This is a genomic window from Ruegeria sp. ABF4_144 (assembly GCF_056160045.1).
Map to the genome: position 1 here is coordinate 214,840 of NZ_JBSWWK010000001.1, position 26,002 is coordinate 240,841.

A 26,002-nucleotide genomic window follows, 5' to 3' on the forward strand; every position below is an offset into this window, starting at 1 on the left:
TCAGGCCGGGTTGGCTTTCATAGCCTGAAGCATGGCCATGAATTCATCCACATTGAACCCCAGACCGCGTGCCAGTTTCTGGACAAACAGGGTCTCGTCCTGGTCCATATGGCCGTCCGCGGCTGCGATCATCACGGTGGCTTGCAGGACCATGCGTTTCTGATCCGAGGTCAACCCAGTGCCAAAAGCTGCAAACTGCGCTTCAGTCGGTTTGGCCTCGGCCATATCGAACATGCGGCGAATGCGGGCCTCATCAAAGGTCTCACCTGTGATCTGCTTGGCGATATCGGCCATCAATGTAATTTCAGACGGATCCAGCCTGCCATCTGCCTTTGCTGCGTGGCACATTGCATCCATCGCCCGCAGAGCAGCCGGATGGATGTCGCCCATCTGCGCGTGCCGCTGCGCCGTGCGCTTTGCTTGGCGCGCGGATTTCACGACAGCTACTAGCAAGAGCAGCGCAATGACACCCAAGCCCCAAAACCCCGAGAATATGTCGGCGATTGACATGGCGGGTTGATCCGGTAGGTCTGCTGGGTATTTCCCCAGCGCTTTGCCCGCCGCCAGTTGTTCGGCACTTACCGAGTAGTAGTTGTCGCTGTCACAATTGTTCGGAGCCATCACATAGCCCTTCGAACTGCGCCATACACCCGCGAACATAATGTGAGTCTTTTTGGTCAAATGGCACAGTGCCAGTGGTTGACCGGAATTATTCGTAACATCGGTTGGCGCAACAAGGCTCATCTGTTCGGCCGTGCCCCAGACGCCGCCACCGCGGGCCGCCTGCGCGTCCTGTCCAGAGAACATGGTAAATAACAGCGCCGCCGCGCACAGAATTGCAAACCGCATATCAGCCTCAATAAATGTTTCGTTTCAATTGCCTGTGCCGGTGCGGACCGGCATTCACAAATGAGTGATCAACTTATACGGTAGCAAAATTAAGACAGCGCAAGGGCAGAAAAAAGGCGGGCTGTTGGGCCCGCCTCCTGGATGTTAAATGGCAGCTGGCTCAGCTGTGGATCGGGCCGTCACCACAGGCCAGTGCGGCTTCGCGCACCGCTTCCGAATAGGTCGGGTGGGCGTGGCAGGTCAGGGCCAGATCTTCGGCCGAGGCACCGAATTCCATGGCCACACAGACTTCGTGGATCAGGTCACCGGCTGCCGGGCCAATAATGTGGCAGCCCAGAATGCGGTCGGTTTCCTTGTCGGCCAGAATCTTGACGAAGCCATCTGCGGCAAAGTTCGCCTTGGCGCGGCCATTGCCCATGAACATGAACTTACCGACCTTGTAGTCGCGACCTGCGGCCTTGAGCGTCTCTTCAGTCTCGCCGACATTCGCCACTTCGGGCCATGTGTAGATCACGCCGGGGATAACGCCATAGTTGACGTGGCCATGCTTGCCCGCAACCTGCTCGGCGGCGGCCATGCCTTCGTCTTCGGCTTTGTGCGCCAGCATCGGGCCTTCGGTCACGTCACCGATGGCATAGATGCCCGGTACGTTGGTCTGCCAGTCAGCGCCCACCTTGATCTGACCGCGCGGGGTCATCTCAACGCCCAGAGCTTCCAGCCCAAGCCCGTCTGAGAACGGTTTGCGCCCGGTAGCGACCAGAACGGTATCGGCGTCGATCACGTGTTCGCTGTCATCCTTGCGCAGCTTGTAGGTGACCTTCGCCTTGGTTTTGGTGGCTTCGGTCTTTTGAACCGCCGCACCCATGACAAATTTCAGGCCTTGCTTTTTCAGGATGCGCTGGAAGGTCTTCTGAACCTCGGGATCCATGCCTGGGGTGATCACGTCGAGGAATTCGATCACGGTGACCTCGGCCCCCAGACGCTGATAAACCGAACCCAGTTCCAGCCCGATCACGCCTGCACCGATGACAATCATCTTTTTCGGGATTTTGCCCAGCGACAGCGCACCGGTCGACGTCACGACGATCTTCTCGTCAACTTCAACACCCGGAAGCGAAGCCGGTTCAGAACCCGACGCAATGATGATGTTCTTGGCGCTGTGAACTTCGTCGCCCACCTTCACCTGACCGGTAGCGGGGATCGAGCCCCACCCCTTGAGCCAGTCGATCTTGTTCTTTTTGAACAAAAACTCGATGCCCTTGGTGTTACCCTCGATGGTTTCTTCCTTGTAGGCCTGCATCTGTTTCCAGTCGACCGAGGGGCTTTTGCCCTTCAGACCCATCTTGGCAAAGTTGTGCTCGGCCTCATGCAGTTGATGGCTGGCGTGCAGCAAAGCCTTGGACGGGATACAACCCACGTTCAGACAGGTGCCGCCCAAGGTGTCACGCCCTTCGACAACGGCAGTTTTCAGGCCCAGCTGGGCGCAGCGGATGGCGCAGACATAGCCGCCGGGGCCGGCGCCGATTACGATGACGTCATAGTTTGCCATTATACTCTCCTAAGTCGACCGGATTGACCGGTGGCTGCATGATCCGGTGTGACCGGATCATGCGGTGCTTTCTTCAAACCGGTTCCAGCAGCTTGATCGTGATATGCGCAATGCCGCCGCGTTCGTGGTGCATCGCCAGCTCTTCGGATCCGAAAAAGGCCCGCGCCTTGTCCAGATCCGTGACCTCGAACATGGCGATAGCATGGTCGGCCTGATCCGGGTCACGCCAGACATGCAGGTCGCGGATGCCTGCAGCTTTGCGCATAGGTTTGTCCTCGCGGAACACTTTCAGCCAGGCGTCGAAATCGGCCACGTCGGCCTGCCACAAAACATGTGTTGCCATGATTACAGATCCATCAGCAGGCGGCGCGGATCTTCCAGCGCCTCTTTCACACGAACAAGGAAGGTCACCGCACCTTTGCCGTCAACGATCCGGTGGTCATAGGACAGTGCCAGATACATCATCGGGCGGATCACGACCTGTCCGTTGATGGCCATCGGACGGTCCTGGATCTTGTGCATGCCCAGAATACCTGACTGCGGGGGGTTCAGGATCGGCGACGACATCAACGAACCGTAGACACCACCGTTCGAGATGGTGAAGGTACCGCCCTGCATCTCGGCCATGGACAGCTTGCCGTCACGGGCACGTTTGCCTTTTTCGGCGATGGCTTTTTCGATCGCGGCAAAAGACATGCTGTCGGCATCACGGATGACCGGAACCACCAGACCGGTCGGCGTACCGGCAGCAACGCCCATGTGGACGAAGTTCTTGTAGACGATGTCGGTGCCGTCGATCTCGGCATTCACTTCAGGCACTTCCTTCAGCGCGTGGCAGCAGGCCTTGGTAAAGAAGGACATAAAGCCCAGACGCACGCCGTGCTTCTTCTCGAACTGGTCCTTGTACTGGCTGCGCAGGGCCATCACCTCGGTCATGTCCACCTCGTTATAGGTGGTCAGCATGGCGGCGGTGTTCTGGCTGTCTTTCAGGCGCTTGGCGATGGTCTGGCGCAGGCGGGTCATCTTGACCCGCTCCTCACGCGCCGCATCGTCAGCCGCGACAGGCGCGCGCGGTGCAGGCGCAGGGGCCGGAGCCGCAGCAGGAGCCGGAGCGGCAGCGGTTGCCACGGCGCGGGCCACATCCTCTTTCATGATGCGGCCATCGCGACCGGTGCCGCTGACCTGATCAGCGGACAGACCAGCCTCGGCCATTGCCTTTTCGGCAGAGGGCGCGTTGGCCACGTCTTTACCCGTGGCGGCCGTCGGCGCCGCGGCTGCCGCCGGAGCAGTGGCAGGTGCAGCAACAGTACCCGCGCCTGAGATCACCGCCAGCTTGGCCGAGGCATCCACGGTGGTACCTTCGGGAGCAACGATTTCCGCCAGAACGCCAGAGGCCGGGGCAGGAACCTCGACCGAAACCTTGTCGGTTTCCAGCTCGCACAGCATCTCGTCCTGTGCGACGGCATCGCCGACCTGTTTGAACCAGGTGGATACGGTGGCCTCGGTGACAGACTCACCCAGTGTAGGGACCATCACATCGACGCTGGCTGCGCCAGCGGCCGGGGCGGCCTCGGCTGCGGGGGCTGCGGCCGGTGCAGCGGCCGGGGCGGTACCTTCACCTGCGGCGATGGTTGCCAACAGCGCATCGACACCAACAGTTTCACCTTCGGCGGCCACAATCTCGCCCATTACGCCAGCGGCGGGCGAGGGGACTTCGACGGTCACCTTGTCTGTTTCAAGCTCACAGAGCATCTCATCCACGGCCACGGCATCACCGGGTTTCTTGAACCAGGTCGCAACGGTGGCTTCGGTGACGGATTCGCCAAGCGTGGGAACACGAACTTCAATGGTCATCGTTTACTTTCCTTCGATGCTCAGCGCTTCGTTCACGAGCGCCTCTTGTTGGGCTTTGTGTTGGCTGGCCAGACCCGTGGCGGGCGAGGCAGAGGTGGCGCGACCGACATAGCGAGGCCGTGTGTGCTTGGCCTTAATGCGGGTCAGTACCCATTCGATATTGGGCTCGATAAAGCTCCAGGCACCCTGGTTTTTGGGTTCTTCCTGACACCAGATGATCTCAGCCCCCTTGAAGCGCTCAAGCTCGTTGATCAGCGAGTGTGCTGGGAACGGATAATACTGTTCGATCCGCATCAGATAGACATCGTCGATGCCGCGGGCGTCACGCTCTTCCAGCAGGTCATAGTAGACCTTGCCGGAACACATCACGACACGCTTGATCTTGTCGTCCTTGACCAGCTTGGTCTCGGAATTACCCTGCTGTGCATCATCCCATAGCACCCGGTGGAAGCTGGAACCGGTTGTGAATTCGTCGGCCTTGCTGACGGCCAGCTTGTGGCGCAGCAGCGATTTCGGCGTCACCAGGATCAGCGGCTTTCGGAAAGTCCGGTGCAGCTGACGGCGCAGGATGTGGAAGTAGTTCGCAGGTGTCGTACAGTTCGCCACGATCCAGTTGTCCTGACCACACATCTGCAGGAACCGTTCCAGACGTGCCGAGGAGTGTTCGGGGCCTTGGCCTTCGAACCCGTGCGGCAGCAGGCAGACCAGACCGGACATCCGCAGCCATTTGCTTTCACCCGAGCTGATGAACTGGTCGAACATGATCTGAGCACCGTTGGCGAAGTCGCCAAACTGGGCCTCCCAGAGGGTCAGCGCGTTGGGTTCGGCCAGCGAGTAACCATATTCGAAACCCAGAACCGCGTATTCCGACAGCATCGAGTCGATCACTTCGTATTTCGACTGACCCGCTCGGATGTTGTTCAGCGGATAGTACCGCTCTTCGCTTTCTTGGTGGACAAAGCCCGAGTGACGTTGGCTGAACGTACCGCGCGTCGCGTCCTGACCGGACAGACGCACCGGGAAACCTTCGGTCAGCAGTGAGCCAAAGGCCAACGCCTCACCCGTTGCCCAGTCAAAGCCTTTGCCGCTGTCGAACATCTGTTTCTTGTGGTCCAGAAGACGGCCCACGGTTTTGTGCAGGGCAATATCCTCGGGCGCATGGGTCAGCGCGTTGCCAATCTCGGCCATGGTTTCCGGCGCGATCGCAGTTTCGCCGCGCACGTATTCTTCTTTGTTCTTGTCCAGATGTGACCAGCGCCCGTCCAGCCAGTCGGCTTTATTGGGCTTATAGTCCTTGCCGGCCTCAAACTCATCATTCAGATGTGCTTGGAAGGCGGCTTTCATGTCCTCGATCTCACCTTCGGGGATCAGGCCGTCTTTGACCAGACGTTCGGTGTACAGCGACAGCGTGGTCTTATGCGTCTTGATCTTCTTGTACATGATCGGGTTGGTGAACATGGGCTCGTCGCCCTCGTTGTGACCGAACCGGCGATAGCAGAAGATATCGATGACGACGTCTTTGTGGAACTTCTGACGGAACTCGGTCGCAACCTTGGCGGCATGTACCACGGCCTCGGGGTCGTCGCCGTTCACGTGGAAGATCGGCGCCTCGACCATCAGCGCGATATCGGTGGGATACGGGCTGGAGCGCGAGAAGTGCGGCGCCGTGGTGAAACCGATCTGGTTGTTCACGACGATATGCATGGTGCCGCCGGTCTTGTGACCGCGCAGACCGGACAGGCCAAAGCCTTCGGCCACAACACCCTGACCGGCAAAGGCCGCGTCACCGTGCAGCAGGATGCCCATGACGGATGTGCGGTCGGTGTCTTTCAACTGATCCTGCTTGGCGCGGACCTTGCCCAGCACCACCGGGTTCACCGCCTCAAGGTGCGAGGGGTTAGCGGTCAGAGACAGGTGCACGCTGTTGCCGTCGAACTCACGGTCGCTGGACGCGCCGAGGTGGTACTTCACGTCACCCGAGCCATCCACATCTTCGGGTTTGAAGCTGCCGCCCTGAAATTCGTTGAAGATCGCGCGATAGGGTTTGCTCATCACGTTGGCGAGGATGTTCAAACGGCCGCGGTGCGGCATACCTATGACGATGTCTTTGATCCCCAGGGCACCGCCGCGCTTGATGATCTGCTCCATTGCAGGGATCAGGGCTTCACCACCGTCCAGACCGAACCGTTTGGTGCCCATGTATTTGACGTGTAGGAATTTCTCGAAACCCTCGGCCTCAACCATCTTGTTCAGGATCGCCTTGCGGCCTTCCTTGGTGAACGCGATTTCCTTGCCATAGCCTTCGATCCGTTCCTTCAACCACGCGGCCTGTTCGGGATCAGAGATATGCATGTATTGCAGCGCAAACGTGCCGCAATAGGTCCGTTTCACGATCTCGACGATCTGGCGCATGCTGGCCATCTGCAGGCCCAACACGTTATCGATAAAGATCGGCCGGTCCATGTCGGCTTCGGTAAAGCCATAGGTCTTGGGGTCCAACTCAGGATGCGTGCTGGCCGCGCGCATACCCAGCGGGTCCAGATTGGCGGCCAGATGGCCCCGGATGCGATAGGCCCGGATCAGCATCAGTGCCCGCAGACTGTCCAGCACCGCGCGCTTGACTTGGTCTTCGCTGACCTGAACGCCCTTGTCTGCGGCCTTGTCCTTGATCTTCTTGCCTGCCGCCTTGGCGTCGATCTCGGCCCATTCACCGGTCAGTGCGCCGGTAAGGTCGTCCGCTGGCATCGGCGGCCAATCGGTCCGCGCCCAGGATGGCCCCTCGGCCTCGCGCTGAACGTCCGGCGTGGCGTCGCCCATGGCCTTGAAGAACTCGGCCCAGGCGGCGTCTACCGCACCGGGGTTCTTGGTGTACTGGGCATAGAGCTGCTCCAGATACTCGGCATTGTGCCCTTGCATGAAGCTTGAGGCGTGGAACGCGGAATTGGGCGTATGTTCGGTCATTGGGCTACCTCATATGGGTTGGGACCGTATTGGTTGGTGCCTGGTTGAGACGGGCGGGTCAGCCACCACAGAACCAGGAGGGGCGACACAAACAGGATCAGTAGTGTCGGCAGAACGACCAGCAAAGTGGCGCGGGTGAACAGGATATCCAGATTGCCGCCATGCTGGAAACTGGAGGCAAGACCGATGCCGAAGAATAGAACAGCTCCGGCCCCGAGTATCAGCAGGATCGGCAGCAGAGCATAAAGCCCGCTGCGCCCGGTATCATGCATCCGCCGCCACGCAACGGCCAAATGCGGAATAAACACGATCAGGCTGACGATGCTTTGCACAGGTTGCGAGGATTTTGCGGTGACGGATTTCACCTCTTCGCTCTGGCTGACCGAGACCTGTGTAAAGAATTGCCAATCGATGATCCCGGCGATGAAGCTCCAGATCACGATGAACAGGAAAAAGAACCAATATTCGGGCCGTGAGGCACGACCCGAGAAGGTGAAGAACTTGGAAAAACAGGTTCGGATGGCGTCGGAGAAGGTCATGGTTTGGCCTCCAATGGGTTCGGGCCATACTCATTCGGCCCTGGCTCTGAGGGAGTCGTCCCCCACAAGATAATTACGATAAGCGCCAGTAATGAAAGTATGAGTTGAGGCACGCCCAAAAAGAACGCAACAATTAAAGCCAAGGGTATTGAGATAATGCCAAGCAGGCTTGCGAAGAACGTCAAGGCAGGTCCGAAGAAAAAAGCTAGGAAAAGTGCCAGGAAAGCGTGCCAAGCCGGAAAACCGATATCATGTACTCTGCGTACTAACACCGAGGAGAACGGGATAAGTAGCACAATGGAAACAACGAGGCTAAGAAGTCCCGGACCGTAATCTATCACCGTAGAAATTTCATGTGACTTTTCGCCGGTGAACAAGTCAGTCGTGATGGTTTCACGTCTGTACGCAATTGGATCAAGGATGAATAGATCGAAAGCTACTGTGCCCGCCAATACAACCAATATCGGCACGGCATACTTCCAGTAATCCGAGCGGGAGGCCCGCCCGGAAAATGTAAGAAGGTGTGCAGCGCTGGCTTTCATAGCTTTCGACGACTCGATTACCCAATCGCTTCCAGCACTGCCTCACCCAGCTGCGCGGGGCTTTCTGCCACAACGATACCAGCCGAGCGCATGGCTTCGATTTTGTCCTCAGCACCGCCTTTGCCGCCGGCGACGATCGCGCCTGCGTGGCCCATGCGGCGGCCCGGAGGGGCAGTGCGGCCCGCGATGAAACCGGCGGTCGGCTTTTTGCGGCCCTTCTTGGCCTCATCCGCCAGGAATTGCGCGGCTTCTTCTTCGGCCGAGCCACCGATCTCACCGATCATGATGATCGACTCGGTTTCGTCATCGGCCAGGAACCATTCCAGCACGTCGATATGCTCGGTGCCTTTGATCGGGTCGCCGCCGATGCCCACACAGGTGGACTGGCCCAGACCCACATCGGTGGTCTGCTTGACGGCCTCATAAGTCAGAGTGCCCGAGCGCGACACAACGCCGACCGAGCCGCGCTTGTGGATGTGGCCCGGCATGATGCCGATCTTGCAGGCGTCAGGCGTGATGACACCGGGGCAGTTCGGGCCGATCAGGCGTGATTTGGAACCTTCCAGCGCGCGCTTCACCTTCATCATGTCCAGAACCGGGATGCCTTCGGTGATGCAGACGATCACTTCCATCTCGGCATCAATCGCTTCGAGGATCGAGTCAGCCGCAAAGGGCGGCGGAACATAGATCACGCTGGCGTTGGCTTCGGTCACGTGCTTGGCTTCGTGGACCGAGTTGAACACGGGCAGGCCCAGATGCTCCATCCCGCCTTTGCCGGGCGTCACACCGCCGACCATCTTGGTGCCATAAGCGATGGCCTGTTCAGAGTGGAATGTGCCCTGCGAGCCGGTAAAGCCCTGACAGATTACTTTGGTATTTTCGTCGATGAGGACTGCCATTTGGCGTTCTCCTGTTGTTAGGCCGAAGGTCTCGCCTTTGGCATTAGATTTGAGCTTCACAGGCCGTTGATTTCAATTCTCGTGCCAGAAATGTAGTTGGTTTCCGTAGCGTTAGCTGTAGACCTTATGGTGACACCGCCAACGTCAAAGATGTTTACTTTGAAGTTCACGCCATCGCGGCGATACACGCCGGAATATTCTACGGTATCTGTGCCCACGTGGGTCTTTCCTGTCGATCGCTTCAACGGTTGAACTGTTTGAAACCCGTTTGCGGTGAGTTCCTTAGCTAGTTCAATTGCGACCTCGTCCGCCCAAGTCCCTCGGAAATCGCCTTTGCAGTAGTACCGTTTGAATACCGTGCCTTTTGGAACTACGTTCGCACCTTTATCGTAACGACTTGGTTGGTCCGTTTTGATCGAAAAGTAGTTTGTTCCTCTGGTGCTAAAGTCGTCCCAACCACGAATATCCACTCTCAGTCCTAGATCGAGGGCTCCGGTTACCTGCTTTGCGTCTTCGAAGGTTATGGGTTTGCGAATACAGAGATCACGCATGGACAGAAACATCTGTTCCGCGTCGTTGCCGCGCGCAACTGGGTTATCCAAAAGGGATTTGGAAACCTCGGCTCTGTCACTTGCCTCGCAAGCAGACAAGCCTGCGAGGCAAGCGCACACCGTCATAAACCGAGTCAACGGGTTCATCCAGCTTAACCCTTAACCGCCTTCACGATCTTCTCGGCACCGTCTTTCAGGTTGTCCGCCGCGATCACGTCCAGGCCAGAGGTGTTGATGATCTCTTTGCCTTTCTCAACGTTCGTGCCTTCCAGTCGCACGACCAGCGGAACCTGCAGGCCGACCTCCTTAACAGCAGCCACAACGCCCTCGGCGATGACGTCACAGCGCATGATGCCGCCGAAGATGTTGACCAGAATACCTTTGACCTGCGGGTCCGAGGTGATGATCTTGAACGCTTCGGTGACTTTCTCTTTGGTGGCACCGCCGCCTACGTCGAGGAAGTTGGCAGGCTCGGCGCCATACAGCTTGATGATGTCCATCGTCGCCATCGCCAGGCCAGCACCGTTCACCATGCAGCCGATCTCACCGTCCAGCGCGATGTAGTTCAGGTCGTACTTGGAGGCTTCCAGTTCCTTGGGATCTTCCTCGGTGGTGTCGCGCAGCTCGGCGATGTCGGGATGGCGGTAGACCGCGTTGCCGTCAAATCCGACCTTGGCGTCCAGCACTTTCAGGTCGCCGCTGTCCGAGACGATCAGCGGGTTGATTTCCAGCATCTCCATGTCTTTCTCGACGAAGGCTTGGTACAGCTGGCCCATCAGTTTGACGCATTGCTTGACCTGCGGGCCTTCAAGACCCAGCGAGAAGGCGATGCGGCGGCCGTGATAGGGCTGATAGCCGGTGGCTGGATCAACCGAGAAGGACAGAATTTTCTCGGGCGTGGCCGCGGCCACTTCTTCAATGTCCATGCCGCCTTCGGTCGAGCAGACGAACGAGATGCGGCTTGTCTGGCGATCCACAAGCAGGGCCAGATACAATTCACGCTCGATGCCGGAACCGGCTTCGATATAGATGCGGTTGACCTGTTTGCCTGCGGGGCCGGTCTGATGCGTGACCAGCGTGCGGCCCAGCATCTTTTTTGCTTCTTCGGCAGCTTCTTCAACCGACTTGGTCAGACGGACACCGCCCTTTTCACCGGCGTCGGCCTCTTTGAAAGAACCCTTGCCGCGGCCGCCCGCGTGGATTTGTGCTTTGACAACCCACAGGGGGCCATCCAATTCACCGGCTGCGGTTTTGGCTTCCTCGGCGCGCAGAACCGCGCGACCTTCGGAGACCGGAGCGCCATAGCTGCGAAGAAGAGCTTTGGCCTGATATTCGTGAATGTTCATCGAAACTGTCCCGTCTGACTACGATTACACCGTTATAGAGGTGTCTACGGGGCATTTATAAAGGCTTTTTTTATGCCAGAGCGGTTTTTAGCGAAGATTTTTTGCATTTGTGATCACAGTATTTTGGGGTGTGATCACAAAATTAAAGCGAGCGGTTGGATGATTCGATTTTCGCGTCGGCATGTTTGATATTGCATTTAAAAAAAGCGTTTGCGCCAACATCATTGACCCCAAGTAAACGAGTTGAAATGCGCAAAAGAAAACCGGCCTTGAAGAAGGCCGGTTTTCAATATTCAGCAGCTTGTACGATCAGGCCAGCGAGCTGTCGATGCCTTTGCACGCTTCGATCAGACCCTTCACGGCGTTGACCGAGTTGTCGAAGCCAGCTTGTTCTTCTTCGTTCAGCTTGATGTCTACGACACGCTCGATGCCACCCGCACCGATCACGGTGGGAACGCCAACATACATGCCTTCGACGCCCAGTTCGCCGTCGCAGTATGCGGCGCAGGGCAGAACGCGTTTCTGGTCCTTCAGATAGGCTTCTGCCATTTCGATCGCCGAGGTTGCAGGCGCATAGAAGGCCGAACCGGTTTTCAGCAGGCCGACGATCTCAGCGCCACCATCACGGGTACGCTGAACGATCGCATCCAGTTTCTCTTGCGTGGTCCAGCCCATTTTAACCAGATCTGGCAGCGGGATACCGGCAACGGTCGAGTAGCGAACCGACGGCACCATGGTGTCGCCGTGACCGCCCAGAACGAACGCAGTGACGTCGCGCATCGAGACGTTGAACTCTTCCGACAGGAAGTGTGCAAAACGGCCCGAGTCCAGAACGCCAGCCATGCCGCAGACCTTGTTGTGCGGCAGGCCCGAGAACTCGCGCAGAGCCCAGACCATCGCGTCCAGCGGGTTGGTGATGCAGATGACGAATGCGTCGGGTGCATTAGCAGCGATGCCTTCGCCAACCGATTTCATGACCTTCAGGTTGATGCCCAGCAGATCGTCACGGCTCATTCCCGGCTTGCGCGGTACACCGGCGGTCACGATGCAGACGTCAGCACCGGCGATATCCGCGTAGGACTGAGTGCCTTTCAGCTTGGCGTCAAAGCCTTCCGAGGGACCGGATTCAGCGATGTCCAGCGCCTTGCCTTCCGGGGTGCCTTCGGCGATGTCGAACAGGACGACGTCACCAAGTTCTTTCATTGCTGCGAGGTGGGCGAGCGTGCCGCCGATCTGACCTGCGCCGATCAGCGCGATCTTGGGTCTGGCCATTTGGAAAATCTCCGGTGGGTTTTGAAATCGCGGTTGTGCTAGTCGTAAAAACGACGCCGCGCAAGCCTTCAGCGGCGTGGCATACAACCGCATACCGTTTGTGCGGCGCCAGAGTTTGCGCTAAACGGCCTTTTAGACAAGCCTATTTACGGGACGCCGCATGTTCGAATTGAACCTGATGTTTTTTGCTGTGGCGATCCCTGCAGTGATCTTTGCTGGTATCTCGAAGGGTGGGTTCGGCTCGGGCGTGGCCTTTGCGTCTTCGTCGATTCTGGCATTGATCCTTACGCCCGGACAGGCGCTGGCGCTGATGCTCCCGATCCTGATGGTGATCGATGTGGCCACACTTGGCCCCTACTGGAAACGCTGGAGCTGGTCGGATTCACGCCTGCTGATCTTGGGCGCAGTGCCGGGGGTCGCATTAGGTGCATGGCTTTATCGCGCGACGGATGACGACCTGTTGAGGCTGCTGATCGGAGGGATCTCGGTAGGTTTCGTGATCTGGCATATCGCCCAAAGCAAGGGTCTGATCCGTGGGTTCGCAAACCGGTTGCCAGCGCCTGCCGGGTTGTTTGCAGGTCTGGTTGCGGGCTTCACCAGTTTCGTCAGCCACGCCGGCGGACCGCCTGCCGCCGTGTATCTGCTGTCTCAGCGTCTTTCGAAGACCGAGTTTCAGGCGTCAACCGTGCTTGTCTTTTGGGTCATTAACGCTGCCAAATTCGTGCCGTATGCCTATCTGGGCCTGTTTACATGGCACACCGCATTGGCCGATCTGCTGCTGGCCCCGTTTGCTGTCTTTGGCGCATGGCTGGGCGTCCGGGCGCATTTCATGCTGTCCGAGCGCCTGTTCTTCAGTATCGCCTACGTGTTGCTGACTTTGACCGGCAGCAAACTGATCTGGGATGCGCTAACCTAGACGTTGGGAGGCAAAATCTCGGCCATCTGCTCAAAGGCCTGGCCCGAGGCGATCAGGCAGGTCATCCCATCAGGCAACGTTACCGTTATGGTCCAGCTACCGGTCTGGTCCGAGGCAAAGACCTCCATCACCGCACCCTGTCGGGCAATGCCGAGGCCGCGACGCGTCTCACCATAGGTTTCCGCCAGGCGTTTGACGACGTCATCCCGCGGGGCGCAGGTGCGGGCCTGTACCTGTTGCGCGGCCAATACCATGATTCCAAGGCCCATCGTCATTTTGAAAAGCGTCTTTTTCATCTCTCACCCCTTTTGATTCCATCTGCAAAACAGGGTGCGGGTGGGGTGCAGAAATCTGGTTAAAAATCCGCGCGTTGCGTCACTTATGCTGCGTTGCGGCAATTTTCCTCTTGAACTTTCCGGCAAAAAATGTCCCATTCCGCGCAATATTCTTTCAAAGGGAGAGGCCAATGGACCCCCGTCAGCGCCCCTATCGTTCCGTTCTCTATATCCCAGGCTCGCGTGACCGGGCGCTGGATAAGGCGCGCACCTTGCCGGTAGACGCGATCATCTTTGACCTCGAAGACGCGGTTTCGGCGGACGAAAAACCCAATGCCCGCGAAACTCTCAAGGCCGCTCTGGAAACCGGGGGCTACGGCTCGCGGGTCAAGATCGTGCGCATCAACGGGCTGGACACCGAATGGGGTCGCGCCGATGCCGAGGCCGTGTGTGAGATGGACGCCGATGTGGTGCTGCTGCCCAAGGTGAATTCCGCCGCTGACGTGGATGCGCTGGCCGCGATCACCGGTGACATGCCGATCTGGGCGATGATGGAAACCCCGCGCGGGATGCTGAATGCCGCCGAGATTGCTGCGCACCCGCTGATGGCCGGGTTCGTCATGGGCACCAACGATCTGGCCAAGGAACTGCAGACCCGATTCCGCCCGGATCGCCTGCCGATGATGACCTCGCTGGGCCTGTGCTTGCTGGCTGCAAAGGCCGAAGGTCTGATCATCGTCGATGGCGTCTATAACGCATTCAAGGATGGCGAAGGTCTGGCTGCCGAATGTGAACAGGGCCGCGACATGGGCTTTGACGGCAAGACTCTGATCCACCCCGCGCAGGTGGATATCACCAATGCGGCCTTTGCCCCGTCGGATACCGAAATCGACCTGGCCCGTCGCCAGATTGCGGCTTTTGAAGAGGTCGAGTCGCAGGGGCAGGGCGTCGCTGTCGTGGATGGGAAGATTGTTGAAAACCTGCATGTTGTAACTGCCCGCGAAATTCTGGCAAAAGCGGAGGCGATTTCAGCTTTGCAAGCGGGGTAAGCCAGCATGGGCTTTGTTCTTCTGATCCTTGGGGTGGCGCTTTGGTGGGCCGCCCATCTGTTCAAACGTGTCATGCCGGCACAACGCGCGGCCATGGGCAACGGCGGCAAGGGCGCGGTGGCTCTGGCACTGGTTGCAGCGATCTTGCTGATGATCTTCGGCTATCGCATGACCGATTTCATCTATGTCTGGGCGCCGCCAACCTTCCTGATCCATTTGAATAACCTGTTGGTTCTTTTCGCATTCTTCCTGATGAGCCCTGCAGGCCAAAAGGGACGTTTGCTGAACAAGCTGCGTCATCCGATGCTGGGTGGCTTCAAACTGTGGGCCTTCGCACATTTGCTGGTGAACGGCGATCTGGCCTCGATCATTTTGTTTGGTGGCTTGCTGGCTTGGGCCGTAGTCGAAGTGATTGTTATCAACAAATCCGAGCCCGAATGGACTCCTGGAAAGCCTGGAACCTATGGAAAAGACGCGATGTTTTTCGTGGCGTCGATCATTCTGTTGGGGATTGTCGGATATATCCACGGGCTTGTCGGTCCGTCCCCGTTTGGATCATAAGGAGCGGACAGGATGGCAAAACTCTACCGTCTGTTGACCGAGGAAGACACATCCGCCTTCTGCCACAAAGTGTCGGATGCGCTGGCAAAGGGATGGGAGCTGCACGGCGACCCGTCCTATGCCTATGACGAAAACAGCCGCATGATGCGCTGTGCGCAGGCCGTGACCAAAGAGGTCGAGGCCGACTATTCCCCCGAAATGAAACTGGGACAGCAATAATGGCAAAAACCAATCCGGGCCGCTTTTTCGAGGACTATTCCGTAGGTCAGGTGCTGCACCACGCAGTGCCACGCACCGTGACGGACGGTGAACGCGCTTTGTATCACGCGCTGTATCCGGCGCGACATGCGCTGTATTCCTCGGACGAGTTCGCCCGGGCCAGTGGTCTGCCGCAAAGCCCGATTGACGATTTAGCGGCTTTCCATGTGGTGTTTGGGAAAACCGTTCCCGACATCTCGCTGAACGCAGTTGCCAATTTGGGTTACGCCGAGGGGCGCTGGCTGAAACCGGTCTATTCCGGCGACACGCTGCGGTCTGAATCCGAGGTGATTGGGGTCAAACAGAACTCGAATGGCAAGACAGGTGTGGTCTGGGTACGCACACGCGGCCTGAACCAGCGCGATGAGGTGGTCATCGAATATGTGCGCTGGGTGATGGTGCGCAAGGCAAATATCGACGCCCCGGGGCCTGAGGCGGTGGTGCCCGACCTGAAAAAAGCGCTGGAGCCAGGCGATCTGGTGGTGCCCGAGGGGTTGGATTTCTCAAACTATGACTTTGTCCAATCCGGAGAAGCACATCGCTGGGGCAATTACGAGATCGGCGAAACCATTGACCACGTCGATGGTGTAACCGTTGAAGAGGCCGAGCATATGTTGGCTACCCGCCTTTGGCAGAACACGGCTAAGGTGCATTTCGACCTGACCTTCCGCCCTGATGGTCGGTTGATCTATGGCGGTCACGTGATTTCGATGGCGCGGGCCCTTTCGTTCAACGGTCTGGCTAATGCGCAAATGATCGTCGGTCTGAACGGTGGGGCTCATGCTAACCCATGCTTCTCGGGTGATACGATCAAGGCGTGGTCTGAGGTTCTGGACAAGGCTGAAACCGGTGTGCCCGGAGTGGGCGCCATCCGTCTGCGTTTGGTCGCCACCAAGGGTGGAGCGCCCTTTGAGTTGAAGGGCGAAGACGGCCGCTACAAGCCTGACGTCCTGCTGGATCTGGACTACTGGGCGCTGATGCCGGTCTGAGGACAACCCACATTCATTTGATCGCATGCTGCAACATTCGTGCTAGGCTGCGATCATGGTTCTGATCCGTTCCTTTGTTGTCAGCCTGTTTCTGGCGCCCCCTGCGCTGGCGTGCGATCTTGCATTGGCATTGGCGGTGGATGTGTCCGGGTCGGTCGATACAAGTGAGTATCGGATTCAGATGGACGGTCTGGCTGCCGGTCTGCGCGACCCGCTCGTGTCCGAGGCGCTGGTGCGAGGTCAGGCGCAATTGATGCTGGTGCAGTGGACCGGAGCCTCGCGCCAGAAGGTGACGATCCCGTGGACCCGGATCGACAGTTTCGACACGCTCGACCGGTTTGCCGACCAAGTTGCTGATGACCCGCGGGTCTGGCGCAACTTTTCAACTGCGATTGGTGAGGCACTTGAGATGACCCTGAGCAGTTTTGACGACGTGTCCGAGTGCACGCGTCACCTGATCGACATCTCGGGTGATGGGGTGTCCAATGAAGGGGTCGAGCCGACCGAGGTACACGGTGTGTTGCGTACCCGTGGTGTCACGGTCAACGCCATCGCAATCGAGGAAAGCGAGCCCGACCTGACAGCTTATTTCTTTGAAAACGTTATTGTAGGCGAAGGGGCGTTTGTCGTCTCGGCCTCCGGTTTTGCTGACTATCCCGAACGGATCCGGAAAAAGCTTTTACGCGAAGTGACGCAGCAATCCGCGGCTTTGGATTGAGAACTTTAGATTCGTGATCACATTGATTGCGAACTGAAGGCGCTAACATTGATTTGGCTATATAAGTTTTGTGATCACGGTAATATTTTGTGTGATCACAATGCTCCAAAAACTACAGTTTTGCGCCCATTTTATCTGTTTTTGCGCTCGCAGCACGTGACAGATTGGCAAAAACAGTTAAAACGACGGGTAGCCAACGAAAGAGGAGCCGACATGGCCGATGTCAATCGGGGCAATCGCCCGCTCTCGCCACATATTATGATCTATCGCCCCCAAATGACGTCCATGTCTTCGATCATGGTTCGTTTGACCGGAATCGGGGTGTTCGCCGTTGCCATTCTGGTCGTCTGGTGGTTGCTGGCGGCAGCGACTTCGGAAAGTGCTTTCGCAGGGATCGACGGATTTCTGCACAGCTGGTTCGGTGACCTTATCATGACGGCTGCGACCTGGGGGCTGTGGTATCATACGCTGGGTCGCCTGCGGCACGTTTTTTGGGATTTCGGCTATTGCCTTGATATCGAGACCGCCGAAAAACTGGGGCTGGGCATGTTCGTTGGCGCGACTGTCCTGACCCTGATCACCGTACTTGTGGTTTAAGGAGACGGCACATGCGATATCTGACTGACCGCAAACGCGCGCAGGGTCTGGGCGCAGGCAAGTCCGGCACAATCACCCACTGGCGGACGATGGTTCGAGCGATGATCCTGACCGTATTGATTCCGATCTTCATCTTCACCTTCGGCGCTGGCATTGGCGGAACCCACGAAGAGGTCGTGGCTTATTTCGGCCGTCCGTTCCCGGCGCTGGTCACGGCGCTCACGCTGATCGTCGGTCTGCTGCAACTCATGTACGAGGCGCAGGAAGCGATTGAGGACTATGTGCACGGGGTGATGGAGAAAGTCTCTCTCGCGGCAATGTGGGCCCTTGGCTACACGCTGATGGCGGCCGGGCTATTTGCTCTGGTCAAGCTGGCCCTGTGATGATGCGCGGTAAGGAACAAGAACAATGACAGCAGCATATGAATATGAAACCCACGAATACGACGTTGTCGTCGTAGGCGCAGGTGGTGCAGGTCTGCGAGCGACGCTTGGTATGGCGGAGCAGGGCTTGCGGACTGCTTGCGTCACTAAGGTTTTCCCGACCCGCTCGCACACTGTCGCGGCGCAGGGCGGCATCGCCGCATCACTTTCCAACATGGGTCCTGACCACTGGCAGTGGCACATGTACGACACCGTAAAGGGCTCGGACTGGTTGGGTGACACTGACGCGATGGAGTACCTCGCGCGAGAGGCACCTAAGGCCGTGTATGAGCTGGAGCACTATGGCGTTCCGTTCAGCCGGACTGAAGAAGGCAAAATCTATCAGCGCCCCTTTGGTGGCCACACCACCGAGTTTGGTGAAGGCCCCGCCGTGCAGCGGACTTGTGCCGCTGCCGACCGGACCGGCCACGCGATCCTGCACACGCTGTACGGTCAGTCTCTAAAGAATAACGCCGAATTCTACATCGAATACTTCGCCATCGACCTGATCATGTCCGAGGACGGTCAGTGTCAGGGTGTCGTCTGCTGGAAGCTGGACGACGGCACGATGCACGTCTTCAATGCCAAGATGGTAGTGCTGGCGACCGGCGGTTATGGCCGCGCCTATTTCAGCGCAACCTCGGCCCACACCTGCACCGGTGACGGTGGCGGCATGGTGGCCCGTGCGGGATTGGCGCTGCAGGACATGGAATTCGTTCAGTTCCACCCGACCGGTATCTACGGTTCGGGCTGCCTGATCACCGAAGGTGCTCGGGGTGAGGGCGGATACCTGACCAACTCGGAAGGCGAACGGTTCATGGAGCGCTATGCGCCCCAGTACAAGGACCTCGCACCGCGCGACTATGTCTCTCGTTCGATGACCATGGAAATCCGCGAAGGTCGCGGCCATGGCGAGAATGGTGATCATATCCACCTGAACCTCAGCCACCTGCCTGCCGAAGCGCTGGCCGAACGTCTGCCGGGTATCTCAGAGTCTGCGCGCGTTTTTGCGGGTGTCGACGTCACCAAGGAACCGATCCCGGTTCTGCCGACCGTGCACTATAACATGGGCGGTATCCCGACCAACTATTGGGGTGAGGTGCTGAACCCAACTGCTGATAACCCGACCGGTGTTGTGCCGGGTCTGATGGCTGTGGGTGAAGCGGGTTGTGCCTCGGTCCACGGTGCGAACCGTCTGGGTTCGAACTCGCTGATCGACCTTGTGGTGTTTGGCCGCGCGGCTGCGATCCGGGCGGGTGAGGTTGTTGACGCGAAAGCGCCGAACCCGGTTCTGAATCAAGCTTCGGTCGATAAAGCGTTTGATCGCTTCGACGCGGTTCGCAACGCCAGCGGCGCGATCCCGACCGCCGATCTGCGGCTTGAGATGCAGCGCACCATGCAGGAAGACGCGGCCGTGTTCCGGACCGCCAAGACCATGGCGGAAGGCGTCGAGAAGATGACGGTGATTGCCGCCAAGATGGATGACCTGAAGGTTACTGACCGCTCACTGGTCTGGAACAGCGACCTGATGGAGTCGCTGGAACTGACCAACCTGATGCCAAGTGCTTTGGCCACCATCGTCGGTGCCGAGGCGCGCAAGGAATCCCGCGGCGCTCACGCGCACGAGGACTTCACCGAGCGTGATGACGAAAACTGGCGCGTGCATACCGTCAGCCGGGTTGAGGGCAACAAAGTAGACCTCAGCTATCGCCCGGTGATTGTCGATCCGCTGACCACCGAAGACGAAGGCGGCATCAGCCTCAAGAAAATCGCGCCCAAGGCGCGGACGTTCTAAGGAGAGGAACTTATGGTACAACTGACCCTCCCCAAGAATTCGCGCATCACGACGGGCAAAACTTGGCCCAAGCCGGAAGGTGCAAAGAATGTGCGGAAGTTCCAGATCTATCGCTGGAACCCGGAAGACGGCAAAAATCCTCAGCTCGACACCTATTTCGTCGACATGGACAGCTGCGGCCCGATGGTTCTGGACGCGCTGATCAAGATCAAGAACGAGATCGACCCGACCCTGACCTTCCGTCGGTCCTGCCGCGAAGGTATCTGTGGATCTTGTGCGATGAACATCGACGGGATCAACACGCTGGCCTGTATCTATGGTATGGATGAGATCAAGGGCGACGTGAAAATCTATCCGCTGCCACATATGCCGGTGGTTAAGGACCTGATCCCTGATCTGACGCACTTCTACGCGCAACACGCCAGCATCATGCCGTGGCTGGAAACCAAGACCAACCGTCCGGCGAAAGAATGGAAGCAGTCGATCGAAGACCGCAAGAAACTTGATGGATTGTATGAATGCGTGATGTGCGCCAGCTGTTCGACCTCGTGCCCGAGCTACTGGTGGAACGGCGATCGCTATCTTGGGCCCGCCGCTCTGTTGCACGCCTACCGTTGGATCATCGACAGCCGCGATGAGGCTACGGGCGAGCGTCTGGATGAACTGGAAGATCCGTTCAAGCTGTACCGCTGCCATACGATCATGAACTGTGCCAAGACCTGTCCGAAAGGTCTGAACCCGGCCAAGGCGATTGCCGAGATCAAAAAGATGATGATCGACCGCGGCGTATAAACGACCCCAAAAAGACAGCACTTGCCGCGTTGCGGCGAGTGCATGGCGAGTTTGCAAAACTATGCAATGCAAACTGTCATGTTCAGGTCTAACTTGCCTGCAGGGAGGAGTGATAGAACCGAAACGGGATCGCTCCGATGCAAGAACAAAAAGCAGAAAAAACAAAAGCAGCCGAAGCTCTGGCTTTGTTGGAACAGGCTTGGGCCTACTACACTCCTGAACCGGCGCTCGAGACTCAGGAGCAGCACGAACCAGAGCTGTTCGAATACGCAAACGCCGCCTGACGCTTGAATTTACGCTGAGATTGGGCAATGCATAGGCATGCCCATTCTGTTGCTTTTGCTGGCCGCTGGTGTGTTCGCCTATTTCGTGTGGCGGTCACGCACGACCACTTTGACGCGCGACTGCCGATGGCGGCAGCACCGCAAGGAAGGTGTTTGGATCTGCGCCTATTGCGGGGCGCAGCAAGAGGGCATGGATATGCCCACTGCCTGTTTGAAAGGGAAATAGACAGGGCGTTCTCCGCCCTGTTTTTGTTTATGCGGCGTCGGGAAAAGCGGCCTGCAGGGCAATCTCAACCATGTCGCCAAAGCTACTTTCGCGTTCTGACGATGGCAGCGCTTCACCAGTTAGCAGATGATCAGACACGGTCAGAACGGCCAGGGCGCGGCAATTGTGGCGTGCGGCCAGGATGTATAGCTCGGCTGCTTCCATCTCGACCCCCAAAATACCGTGCCGCACCATCTGTTCGTTCAGATCGGGGCGTTCGTCATAGAAGACGTCGGATGAATAAATGCCGCCAACATGGGTGGGAGTGCCTTTGGCTTCGGCAGCTTTGGCCGCGGCCTGCAGCAGGCCCCAATCGGCGCAAGGCGCAAAGTTCAGTTCTTTCAGGATCCCGCGCGAGGGTGTGCTGAGCGTGGTCGACGTCATCGCCAGGATCACATCGCGGATATTAACGCTATCCTGCATACCGCCGCACGAACCGATGCGGATTAGGGTTTTAGCACCATAGTCGCGGATCAATTCATTGGCATAGATCGAAAGCGATGGCATCCCCATGCCGCTGCCCTGGATGGTGACGGGATTCCCTTTCCAAGTTCCGGTAAAACCCAGCATTCCGCGCACGTTGTTGACCAATTTTGCGTCCTGCAAAAAAGTCTCTGCTGCCCATTTCGCTCGATACGGATCACCGGGCATTAAAACCGTTTCAGCGATTTCGCCTTTTTCGGCGCCAATATGAATTGTCATTTTTTTCCAATTCCTGTCAGATTTCCAAATCCGAGATATCAGCGCCCGCATTCAAAGCATCGTGAACCCACTGCGGTTTGCGTCCGCGTCCCGACCATGTTTGATCCGGGTTGGCGGGGTTTTTGTATTTTGCGCTGGATTTAGCGCTTTTGGCTGGCTTTGCCGCGCCTTCTGAAAGTTCAGAAAGAGAGAATCCATATTCGGCAGCAGCCTTTTCTGCGGCTTTCAGCGCCTCTTTACGCTCGCGCTTTTCTGCGCTTTTGATTGCGGTTTCCACCTGACCACGCAATTCAAGCAGTTCTTTGCGCGACATTTTCTCAAGGCTGATCGCCATGTCTTTCTCCATTCCGATATTCGCTACGAATGGGTTAATTAGCCCATTCGTAGCCCAAATTCGGTTTTCATCTATCCCTTGCATAAAAGCAATGGAGTGGAGACGAGAATGGAAAAGCGGGCGTTATTCTGCCGCGATGTTCTGAGGATCGACCAGAGTTACAATGTCGCCCATGATTGCATTCAGCTCAAAATTCTTGGGCGTATAGATTTTGGAAACACCCATTGCCTTGAGCTTGGCCGCATCGTCATCGGGAATGATTCCGCCGACAATCACGGGCACATCGCCCAGATCGGCCTCGCGCAGGCGGGTCATGACATCCTGCACCAGCGGGATATGGCTTCCGGACAGGATCGACAGGCCGATCACGTGAGCTTTGTCCTCAATCGCGGCGGCGATGATTTCTTCTGGGGTCAGGCGAATGCCCTCATAGCTGATATCCATGCCGCAATCGCGGGCGCGGAAGGCAATCTGTTCTGCACCGTTGGAATGACCGTCCAGACCCGGCTTGCCGACCAGGAATTTCAGTCGGCGGCCCAGTTTATCACTGACGGCATCGACGGCGGCACGCAGGTCGTCCAGACCCTCGGTCTTGTTCGATACTGACCCCGAAACGCCGGTCGGGCCGCGGTAGGTACCATATACCTTGCGCATTTCCTCGGCCCATTCGCCGGTAGTAACGCCAGCCTTGGCGGCAGCAATCGACGGTTCCATGACATTGGCCCCGGTCTGTGCTGCCTCGCGCAGCGCTGCCAAAGCAGCCGTTACGGCCGCATCATCTCGTTCGGACCGCCACTCATTCAGACGGGAGATCTGCTCTTGTTCCACCGCTGGATCGACGACCATGATACCGCCATCCTCGGTTTGCAGCGGCGAGGGCTCACCCTCGGTCCATTTATTCACGCCGACAACGACGGTTTCATTGCGTTCGATCCGGTTCAGACGTTCGGCATTCGAATCGACCAAACGTGACTTCATGTATTCAATGGAAGCAACCGCGCCACCCATCGAGTCCAGGTTCGCCAGTTCGGCCCGCGCGCCCTCTTTCAATTCTTCAACCTTGGCATCTACGGCCGGGTTGCCGTCAAACAGGTCACCATATTCCAGCAGGTCGGTCTCATAGGCCAGGATCTGCTGCATCCGCATCGACCATTGCTGGTCCCACGGCCGCGGCAGCCCAAGCGCCTCGTTCCACGCAGGCAACTGAACCGCGCGCGCACGCGCCTTCTTCGACAGGGTCACGGCCAGCATCTCGATCAGGATGCGATAGACGTTGTTTTCCGGCTGCTGCTCGGTCAAGCCCAGCGAGTTCACTTGCACCCCATAGCGGAAGCGGCGGAACTTGGGGTCTTCGACACCGTAGCGGTCCTTCAGAATCTCGTCCCACAGGTCCACAAAAGCGCGCATTTTGCACATCTCGGTGACGAAACGGATACCGGCGTTCACGAAGAACGAAATCCGGCCGCAGAGCGCCGGGAAATCCTCGGCGGGGACGCGGGGGCGCAACTCATCCAGTACGGCAATGGCGGTGGCCAGCGCGTAAGCCAGCTCCTGCTCGGGCGTCGCGCCGGCCTCTTGCAGGTGATAGGAACACACGTTCATCGGGTTCCATTTCGGCACGTTAGTGTAGCAATATTCAGCAACGTCCGCGATCATCTTCAGCGACGGCTTCGGCGGGCAAACATAGGTGCCGCGGCTCAGGTATTCTTTGATCAGGTCGTTCTGAACCGTACCCTGCAGTTTGGACACATCTGCGCCCTGTTCCTCTGCCACCGCGATATACAGCGCCAGCAGCCAAGGGGCCGTGGCGTTGATCGTCATTGAGGTGTTCATCTGTTCCAGCGGAATCTGGTCGAACAGAACCCGCATGTCGCCCAGATGGCTGATCGGCACGCCCACTTTGCCGACTTCGCCCCGCGCCAGTGTATGGTCGCTGTCATAACCGGTCTGAGTCGGCAGGTCGAAGGCCACCGACAGACCCGTCTGACCCTTGGCCAGGTTGCCACGATACAGCGCGTTGGACGCCTTGGCGGTGGAATGACCGGCATAGGTTCGGATGAGCCAGGGGCGATCTTTCTGCGTCTGCGTCATAACTGGACCTCGTGCTTTGTGCGGGCAAGAAAATTACGTTCTAGCGTTCTAAAGCGCAATTTTCGGGATATGTCAATTCGCTGCGTCGCGGCATATTTGGTTCTTCAGATTGTAGGTGCCACGGTTTGATGGCAGGGTGCGCGCATGACTCAGACCGTGGAACTTCCGCTTTGGCTGTTTTTGCTGATCCTGGTGTTTGCCGCGGTCACACTTGCCTCGCATTTTTTGTTCCCATCGGTGCGCTGGTTTTTTCGCCGCCGCCTTGAGCGCGCGGTCAAGCGGCTGAACACACGTCTGCAGCGGCCGATTCAACCATTCAAGTTGGCACGGCGCCACGACATGATTCAGCGGCTAATCTATGACCCGCAGGTCGGGCAGGCGGTTCAGGACTTCGCGCGCGAGGAGCGCGTGCCCGAGGCCGTGGCCTTCGAAACTGCGCGCCGCTATGCGCGCGAGATCGTTCCATCCTTCTCTGCAGTGGCCTATTTCAGTGTGGCAATTCGCTTGACCCGGATGCTGAGCAATGCGTTTTACAATGTGCGGGTCGGCTACATGGACGAGCAGGCCCTGAGGGATATCGACCCCGATGCCACCGTCGTGTTCGTGATGAATCACCGCAGTAATATGGACTATGTGCTGGTCACCTATCTGGCGGCGCAGCAATCGGCGTTGTCCTATGCCGTGGGCGAATGGGCGCGGGTCTGGCCGCTCAGCCGCCTAATTCGGGCGATGGGGGCTTATTTTATCCGCCGCAAATCGGGTAGTGAGCTCTATCGTCAGGTTCTGGCCTGCTATGTGCGCCACGCGACTGAGGCGGGTGTGACGCAGGCGATGTTTCCCGAAGGGGGTCTCAGCCTTACGGGTGCGCTGGGGCGGCCCAAGCTGGGCCTGCTGAAATACATAATCGATGCGAGTGATCCCGACGGGCGCGATGTGGTCTTTGTGCCCGTTGCCCTGAATTATGACCGTGTTCTCGAGGATACGATTCTCACCAAGGCTGCCTTGGGCAATGAACGCCGGTTTCGCGCCCGGATCGGGGTGATCACGTGGTGGATACTCAAACAGATCGGACGACGGCTGGTTGGGCGGTATCAGCGATTCGGGGTGGCTTCGGTTCGATATGGGCAGCCTGTTTCACTACAGGCGTTCCGCGCGGAACACGAAGACAACCTGATGACAGATCTGGCCCGTGATCTGATGACGGGTATTAAGGCGGCGATTCCGCTGGTTCCGGTGCCTGCCGCGTGCTGGCTGGTTCGCGAAAAGGGTGAGGTCGCCGAAGAAGACCTGGTGCATCAGATCGATCAGCTATTGGGACGCAACGGAATATCCACGCCTTTGGACCGAAGCGCAATTGAGGCTGGCATCCAACAATTGGTCGATCGGCGCATCCTGACACGAGAGAATGGAAAAATATCCCTGTCAGGTCAAAGGGTTGACCTGCTGGACTACTACGCGGCCTCGGCGCCGCTGGGTGCGAAAACGGAGATTGCTGCGCACGCAAAGGAAATTTCTGCACCCGCTGGGTCATAAAATTACAAAATACACTCAAAATATGTTGCAATATTTCCCTGTGACCAATATCTCATCGT

28 protein-coding genes are annotated in these 26,002 nt (G+C 57.9%); 13 read left to right on the forward strand and 15 right to left on the reverse strand.

Annotation, left to right across the window (positions count from 1 at the left end):
• The 11 genes from ACXAGD_RS01090 to mdh all read right to left on the reverse strand — a co-directional run bounded on the left by ACXAGD_RS01090 (window position 1) and on the right by mdh (window position 12,362).
• Window positions 1–849 (reverse strand): tellurite resistance TerB family protein, encoded by an 849-nt coding sequence (locus ACXAGD_RS01090; RefSeq protein WP_475207981.1) that lies wholly within the window; start codon window positions 847–849, stop codon window positions 1–3.
• Between the two features lie 160 nt (window positions 850–1,009).
• The gene (gene lpdA, locus ACXAGD_RS01095) at window positions 1,010–2,398 is read right to left on the reverse strand and encodes a dihydrolipoyl dehydrogenase (protein WP_475207982.1); all 1,389 of its coding nucleotides are present in this window, start codon (window positions 2,396–2,398) and stop codon (window positions 1,010–1,012) included.
• 73 nt (window positions 2,399–2,471) lie between these two features.
• The gene (locus tag ACXAGD_RS01100) at window positions 2,472–2,741 is read right to left on the reverse strand and encodes a hypothetical protein (RefSeq protein ID WP_475207983.1); all 270 of its coding nucleotides are present in this window, start codon (window positions 2,739–2,741) and stop codon (window positions 2,472–2,474) included.
• Between the two features lie 2 nt (window positions 2,742–2,743).
• Complete coding sequence (gene odhB / locus ACXAGD_RS01105) at window positions 2,744–4,252, reverse strand: 2-oxoglutarate dehydrogenase complex dihydrolipoyllysine-residue succinyltransferase (protein ID WP_475207984.1); 1,509 nt, start codon at window positions 4,250–4,252, stop codon at window positions 2,744–2,746.
• 3 nt (window positions 4,253–4,255) lie between these two features.
• Window positions 4,256–7,213 carry a 2-oxoglutarate dehydrogenase E1 component gene (locus ACXAGD_RS01110; RefSeq protein WP_475207985.1) on the reverse strand — a complete coding sequence of 986 codons (2,958 nt, stop codon included), beginning with the start codon at window positions 7,211–7,213 and terminating at the stop codon, window positions 4,256–4,258.
• Complete coding sequence (locus ACXAGD_RS01115; RefSeq protein ID WP_475207987.1) at window positions 7,210–7,752, reverse strand: DUF805 domain-containing protein; 543 nt, start codon at window positions 7,750–7,752, stop codon at window positions 7,210–7,212. The genes ACXAGD_RS01110 and ACXAGD_RS01115 overlap by 4 nt, the downstream gene beginning before the upstream one ends.
• Window positions 7,749–8,294, reverse strand: coding sequence for a DUF805 domain-containing protein (locus ACXAGD_RS01120; RefSeq protein WP_475207988.1), 546 nt, complete (start codon window positions 8,292–8,294; stop codon window positions 7,749–7,751). The genes ACXAGD_RS01115 and ACXAGD_RS01120 overlap by 4 nt, the downstream gene beginning before the upstream one ends.
• Window positions 8,295–8,311: 17 nt before the next feature.
• Window positions 8,312–9,193, reverse strand: coding sequence for a succinate--CoA ligase subunit alpha (gene sucD / locus ACXAGD_RS01125; RefSeq protein ID WP_152456828.1), 882 nt, complete (start codon window positions 9,191–9,193; stop codon window positions 8,312–8,314).
• 56 nt (window positions 9,194–9,249) lie between these two features.
• A complete protein-coding gene (locus tag ACXAGD_RS01130) occupies window positions 9,250–9,891 on the reverse strand; it encodes a hypothetical protein (RefSeq protein WP_475207989.1) in 642 nt (213 codons plus the stop codon).
• Window positions 9,892–9,896: 5 nt separating this feature from the next.
• Window positions 9,897–11,090, reverse strand: coding sequence for an ADP-forming succinate--CoA ligase subunit beta (gene sucC, locus ACXAGD_RS01135; RefSeq protein ID WP_475207990.1), 1,194 nt, complete (start codon window positions 11,088–11,090; stop codon window positions 9,897–9,899).
• Between the two features lie 309 nt (window positions 11,091–11,399).
• Window positions 11,400–12,362 (reverse strand): malate dehydrogenase, encoded by a 963-nt coding sequence (gene mdh / locus ACXAGD_RS01140; protein WP_475207991.1) that lies wholly within the window; start codon window positions 12,360–12,362, stop codon window positions 11,400–11,402.
• 160 nt (window positions 12,363–12,522) lie between these two features.
• Here mdh and ACXAGD_RS01145 point away from each other — a divergent pair, with 160 nt between their 5' ends.
• The gene (locus tag ACXAGD_RS01145; RefSeq protein WP_475207993.1) at window positions 12,523–13,278 is read left to right on the forward strand and encodes a sulfite exporter TauE/SafE family protein; all 756 of its coding nucleotides are present in this window, start codon (window positions 12,523–12,525) and stop codon (window positions 13,276–13,278) included.
• Here ACXAGD_RS01145 and ACXAGD_RS01150 read toward each other — a convergent pair.
• The gene (locus tag ACXAGD_RS01150) at window positions 13,275–13,574 is read right to left on the reverse strand and encodes a hypothetical protein (protein WP_475207994.1); all 300 of its coding nucleotides are present in this window, start codon (window positions 13,572–13,574) and stop codon (window positions 13,275–13,277) included. The two genes, ACXAGD_RS01145 and ACXAGD_RS01150, sit on opposite strands and share 4 nt — an antisense overlap.
• A 170-nt stretch (window positions 13,575–13,744) precedes the next feature.
• Between ACXAGD_RS01150 and ACXAGD_RS01155 the strand changes: the two genes are divergently transcribed.
• The 11 genes from ACXAGD_RS01155 (at window position 13,745) to ACXAGD_RS01205 (ending at window position 21,244) form a co-directional block, all read left to right on the forward strand.
• Entirely contained in the window at window positions 13,745–14,602 is an 858-nt protein-coding gene (locus ACXAGD_RS01155) for an HpcH/HpaI aldolase/citrate lyase family protein (RefSeq protein ID WP_475207995.1), read from the forward strand.
• A 6-nt stretch (window positions 14,603–14,608) separates the two neighbouring features.
• Window positions 14,609–15,163, forward strand: coding sequence for an NnrU family protein (locus ACXAGD_RS01160; protein WP_475207997.1), 555 nt, complete (start codon window positions 14,609–14,611; stop codon window positions 15,161–15,163).
• Between the two features lie 12 nt (window positions 15,164–15,175).
• Window positions 15,176–15,382 carry a DUF1737 domain-containing protein gene (locus ACXAGD_RS01165; protein WP_475207998.1) on the forward strand — a complete coding sequence of 69 codons (207 nt, stop codon included), beginning with the start codon at window positions 15,176–15,178 and terminating at the stop codon, window positions 15,380–15,382.
• Window positions 15,382–16,410, forward strand: a complete 1,029-nt coding sequence (locus ACXAGD_RS01170; protein ID WP_475207999.1) for a MaoC family dehydratase — start codon at window positions 15,382–15,384, stop codon at window positions 16,408–16,410. Before ACXAGD_RS01165 ends, ACXAGD_RS01170 begins: the two co-directional genes overlap by 1 nt.
• A gap of 55 nt (window positions 16,411–16,465) precedes the next feature.
• Window positions 16,466–17,128 carry a DUF1194 domain-containing protein gene (locus tag ACXAGD_RS01175; RefSeq protein ID WP_475208000.1) on the forward strand — a complete coding sequence of 221 codons (663 nt, stop codon included), beginning with the start codon at window positions 16,466–16,468 and terminating at the stop codon, window positions 17,126–17,128.
• Between the two features lie 213 nt (window positions 17,129–17,341).
• The gene (gene sdhC, locus ACXAGD_RS01180; protein ID WP_475208001.1) at window positions 17,342–17,725 is read left to right on the forward strand and encodes a succinate dehydrogenase, cytochrome b556 subunit; all 384 of its coding nucleotides are present in this window, start codon (window positions 17,342–17,344) and stop codon (window positions 17,723–17,725) included.
• Between the two features lie 11 nt (window positions 17,726–17,736).
• Window positions 17,737–18,108, forward strand: a complete 372-nt coding sequence (locus ACXAGD_RS01185; protein ID WP_475208002.1) for a succinate dehydrogenase, hydrophobic membrane anchor protein — start codon at window positions 17,737–17,739, stop codon at window positions 18,106–18,108.
• Between the two features lie 25 nt (window positions 18,109–18,133).
• Entirely contained in the window at window positions 18,134–19,942 is a 1,809-nt protein-coding gene (sdhA, locus tag ACXAGD_RS01190; protein WP_170333374.1) for a succinate dehydrogenase flavoprotein subunit, read from the forward strand.
• Window positions 19,943–19,954: 12 nt separating this feature from the next.
• Entirely contained in the window at window positions 19,955–20,734 is a 780-nt protein-coding gene (locus tag ACXAGD_RS01195) for a succinate dehydrogenase iron-sulfur subunit (protein ID WP_475208003.1), read from the forward strand.
• Between the two features lie 137 nt (window positions 20,735–20,871).
• On the forward strand, window positions 20,872–21,018 hold the full coding sequence (locus ACXAGD_RS01200; protein WP_475208005.1) for a hypothetical protein: 147 nt from the start codon (window positions 20,872–20,874) through the stop codon (window positions 21,016–21,018).
• A 37-nt stretch (window positions 21,019–21,055) separates the two neighbouring features.
• Window positions 21,056–21,244: a hypothetical protein gene (locus tag ACXAGD_RS01205; protein WP_475208006.1), complete on the forward strand. Its 189-nt coding sequence runs from the start codon at window positions 21,056–21,058 to the stop codon at window positions 21,242–21,244.
• 27 nt (window positions 21,245–21,271) lie between these two features.
• On the opposite strand, the gene deoD is transcribed toward ACXAGD_RS01205, so the two are convergent.
• From deoD to ACXAGD_RS01220, 3 genes are all read right to left on the reverse strand, one after another.
• Window positions 21,272–21,985 (reverse strand): purine-nucleoside phosphorylase, encoded by a 714-nt coding sequence (deoD, locus tag ACXAGD_RS01210; RefSeq protein ID WP_475208007.1) that lies wholly within the window; start codon window positions 21,983–21,985, stop codon window positions 21,272–21,274.
• Window positions 21,986–22,001: 16 nt separating this feature from the next.
• Window positions 22,002–22,319 (reverse strand): H-NS histone family protein, encoded by a 318-nt coding sequence (locus ACXAGD_RS01215; RefSeq protein ID WP_475208008.1) that lies wholly within the window; start codon window positions 22,317–22,319, stop codon window positions 22,002–22,004.
• Between the two features lie 123 nt (window positions 22,320–22,442).
• On the reverse strand, window positions 22,443–24,410 hold the full coding sequence (locus ACXAGD_RS01220; RefSeq protein WP_475208009.1) for a methylmalonyl-CoA mutase family protein: 1,968 nt from the start codon (window positions 24,408–24,410) through the stop codon (window positions 22,443–22,445).
• A gap of 144 nt (window positions 24,411–24,554) precedes the next feature.
• Here ACXAGD_RS01220 and ACXAGD_RS01225 point away from each other — a divergent pair, with 144 nt between their 5' ends.
• Window positions 24,555–25,943 (forward strand): 1-acyl-sn-glycerol-3-phosphate acyltransferase, encoded by a 1,389-nt coding sequence (locus ACXAGD_RS01225; protein ID WP_475208010.1) that lies wholly within the window; start codon window positions 24,555–24,557, stop codon window positions 25,941–25,943.
• The last annotated feature ends 59 nt before the right edge of the window (window positions 25,944–26,002 follow it).

Coding starts and splice junctions, on each gene's coding strand:
- ACXAGD_RS01225 (WP_475208010.1), top strand. CDS start 24,555: ATGACTCAGACCGTGGAACTTCCGCTTTGGCTGTTTTTGCTGATCCTG.
- sdhA (WP_170333374.1), top strand. CDS start 18,134: ATGACAGCAGCATATGAATATGAAACCCACGAATACGACGTTGTCGTC.
- ACXAGD_RS01215 (WP_475208008.1), bottom strand. CDS start 22,319: ATGGCGATCAGCCTTGAGAAAATGTCGCGCAAAGAACTGCTTGAATTG.
- mdh (WP_475207991.1), bottom strand. CDS start 12,362: ATGGCCAGACCCAAGATCGCGCTGATCGGCGCAGGTCAGATCGGCGGC.
- ACXAGD_RS01150 (WP_475207994.1), bottom strand. CDS start 13,574: ATGAAAAAGACGCTTTTCAAAATGACGATGGGCCTTGGAATCATGGTA.
- ACXAGD_RS01130 (WP_475207989.1), bottom strand. CDS start 9,891: ATGAACCCGTTGACTCGGTTTATGACGGTGTGCGCTTGCCTCGCAGGC.
- ACXAGD_RS01120 (WP_475207988.1), bottom strand. CDS start 8,294: ATGAAAGCCAGCGCTGCACACCTTCTTACATTTTCCGGGCGGGCCTCC.
- ACXAGD_RS01165 (WP_475207998.1), top strand. CDS start 15,176: ATGGCAAAACTCTACCGTCTGTTGACCGAGGAAGACACATCCGCCTTC.
- ACXAGD_RS01110 (WP_475207985.1), bottom strand. CDS start 7,213: ATGACCGAACATACGCCCAATTCCGCGTTCCACGCCTCAAGCTTCATG.
- ACXAGD_RS01090 (WP_475207981.1), bottom strand. CDS start 849: ATGCGGTTTGCAATTCTGTGCGCGGCGGCGCTGTTATTTACCATGTTC.
- ACXAGD_RS01160 (WP_475207997.1), top strand. CDS start 14,609: ATGGGCTTTGTTCTTCTGATCCTTGGGGTGGCGCTTTGGTGGGCCGCC.
- ACXAGD_RS01205 (WP_475208006.1), top strand. CDS start 21,056: ATGCCCATTCTGTTGCTTTTGCTGGCCGCTGGTGTGTTCGCCTATTTC.
- ACXAGD_RS01155 (WP_475207995.1), top strand. CDS start 13,745: ATGGACCCCCGTCAGCGCCCCTATCGTTCCGTTCTCTATATCCCAGGC.
- ACXAGD_RS01220 (WP_475208009.1), bottom strand. CDS start 24,410: ATGACGCAGACGCAGAAAGATCGCCCCTGGCTCATCCGAACCTATGCC.
- sdhC (WP_475208001.1), top strand. CDS start 17,342: ATGGCCGATGTCAATCGGGGCAATCGCCCGCTCTCGCCACATATTATG.
- ACXAGD_RS01185 (WP_475208002.1), top strand. CDS start 17,737: ATGCGATATCTGACTGACCGCAAACGCGCGCAGGGTCTGGGCGCAGGC.
- ACXAGD_RS01115 (WP_475207987.1), bottom strand. CDS start 7,752: ATGACCTTCTCCGACGCCATCCGAACCTGTTTTTCCAAGTTCTTCACC.
- sucC (WP_475207990.1), bottom strand. CDS start 11,090: ATGAACATTCACGAATATCAGGCCAAAGCTCTTCTTCGCAGCTATGGC.
- ACXAGD_RS01145 (WP_475207993.1), top strand. CDS start 12,523: ATGTTCGAATTGAACCTGATGTTTTTTGCTGTGGCGATCCCTGCAGTG.
- ACXAGD_RS01200 (WP_475208005.1), top strand. CDS start 20,872: ATGCAAGAACAAAAAGCAGAAAAAACAAAAGCAGCCGAAGCTCTGGCT.
- ACXAGD_RS01170 (WP_475207999.1), top strand. CDS start 15,382: ATGGCAAAAACCAATCCGGGCCGCTTTTTCGAGGACTATTCCGTAGGT.
- ACXAGD_RS01195 (WP_475208003.1), top strand. CDS start 19,955: ATGGTACAACTGACCCTCCCCAAGAATTCGCGCATCACGACGGGCAAA.
- ACXAGD_RS01100 (WP_475207983.1), bottom strand. CDS start 2,741: ATGGCAACACATGTTTTGTGGCAGGCCGACGTGGCCGATTTCGACGCC.
- ACXAGD_RS01175 (WP_475208000.1), top strand. CDS start 16,466: ATGGTTCTGATCCGTTCCTTTGTTGTCAGCCTGTTTCTGGCGCCCCCT.
- deoD (WP_475208007.1), bottom strand. CDS start 21,985: ATGACAATTCATATTGGCGCCGAAAAAGGCGAAATCGCTGAAACGGTT.
- odhB (WP_475207984.1), bottom strand. CDS start 4,252: ATGACCATTGAAGTTCGTGTTCCCACGCTTGGCGAATCCGTCACCGAA.
- sucD (WP_152456828.1), bottom strand. CDS start 9,193: ATGGCAGTCCTCATCGACGAAAATACCAAAGTAATCTGTCAGGGCTTT.
- lpdA (WP_475207982.1), bottom strand. CDS start 2,398: ATGGCAAACTATGACGTCATCGTAATCGGCGCCGGCCCCGGCGGCTAT.